Origin of the sequence: Hoylesella timonensis S9-PR14 (assembly GCF_000762405.1) — a bacterium.
Lineage (GTDB): Bacteria > Bacteroidota > Bacteroidia > Bacteroidales > Bacteroidaceae > Prevotella > Prevotella timonensis_A.
This window is the reverse complement of the sequence record NZ_JRPQ01000234.1, coordinates 1-1,616: the sequence shown is the minus strand read 5'-3', so window position 1 is coordinate 1,616 and position 1,616 is coordinate 1. Positions and strand designations below refer to the sequence as shown.

At 50.1% G+C, this 1,616-nt stretch carries 1 protein-coding gene; it reads left to right on the top strand.

The genetic code is table 11. The features are described 5' to 3' along the window. On the top strand, positions 1 to 1,616 hold a 1,616-nt coding region (locus tag HMPREF9304_RS12110), incomplete at both ends, for a winged helix domain-containing protein (RefSeq protein WP_036929568.1).

Sequence of the window (1,616 nt, the reverse complement as noted above, 5' to 3'; positions counted from 1 at the left end):
ACGGAAAAGGAACTTATTGGTGATAAGGTCGCCTACGCACGCTATTTCTTCCCGATGGGAGCTTACACGGCTTATCTTTTGGAGTACGACCCTAAGAGCCGNATNGGTTTCGGTGCTGTCACGATGGGCTACGGCTGGGAGTTGGGCAATATGTCGCTTGACGAGATGGAGGAAGTGAAGATTCATGGGCTGNGCATCGAGCGCGACCTGTACTTCNCNCCNAAGAAANTGCACGAGATAGCCGAACTGGAAGAAATCGTCAGGGGACAATATACCAAAGAAGAAGTGGTGACAGAGGAAATCAAGGAAAAGGCTGCACCCGAAGTTCAGACTTCGACAATGGAAGATAACCTTTCCACGGAANATNCCAAAGAGGAAGTNCAAGNTGAAAAANTNAGTGNGCAAGTNGATAAAACGGGCGGTGAGCAGACAGTACAGATACAAGAGGCAGGCTCTACTATTGAANAATCAGNCCCAGANGGNGTACCNGTGCTTANCCTTCACCGCCAATATGAGCAGGAAGTGAAAGAAATCCGCACCGATGTGGAAGCCCCACGGGAGATGAACGGGCAGACTGTCTATTTCGATGANGANCANCACCCCNTNATNGACNGTNTNGANGAGCGACAGGAAACGGAGCAGCCNTCACTGTTNGCNCCNGANGAATACANTCTNTGGACGCAGGAAGTAAAGCGCGTGAACGGCGAGATTAAGGAAGNCCCTAAACCACAGATACAGGCTTCCNAAGAACANAGGCTGACGGGAAATAAAGGAAGNAACGAGAATAAGGAGAAACAGCCAACAACTGCAACGCAGCACAGAACCAAGGGCAGAAACAGCAAGAAGACTTCCTCTCAGTCATATCGTGAACCGTCTCTCTTTGATTTCATGGATGAAGCCGAAGATCGGAAGCCGCAACCGATAACAGAGGTTAAGAAAGAGTTTGACGCATCACCGCGCCCTTTTCTATCATTGCCGGACTCTCACCTGAGAGACGGCTCCATTGTCGTGCAGAAAGGGCAGGTGGGGTTTCTTTCTGACTTAAAGCGACATCCCACCTTTAACCCGATGGACTTGCCGTATGCGCAGCTTTCCCGTCTAAAAAGCTATATCGAGATACGGGAGTGCTATCATCGTCTCTATGACTACGAGGCAGAGAACCATGCAGAAGACAGGGAAGACCGCAACAGGCTCAACCACCTTTATAATGACTATGTTGCACGCTGGGGCTACTTCAATCAGAAGGCGAGCACCGACATCATCAAGATGGATGCTACAGGCGTGGAAATGCTGTTCTTGGAACGCTCCGAGAACGGCAGGTACGTCAAGGCGGACATCTTTGACCATCCNACNGCNTTTNCNACCACNGANCTGACCGTTGCCACAGACCCGATGGAGGCTCTTGGNGCATCGCTCAACAAGTANGGNACNGTGGAACTTGACTACATGAGTTCGCTTTTANCTGATATNGAGGAAAGTGACATCATTTCTTCCTTNGAAGGNCGCATCTATTNCAATCCCGAAGAGAATGCCTACGANGTGGCGGACAANTTCATTTCGGGCAATGTAATAGAAAAGGCGGAGCGTATCGAGTCGTGGCTCTTGGACCATCCCGA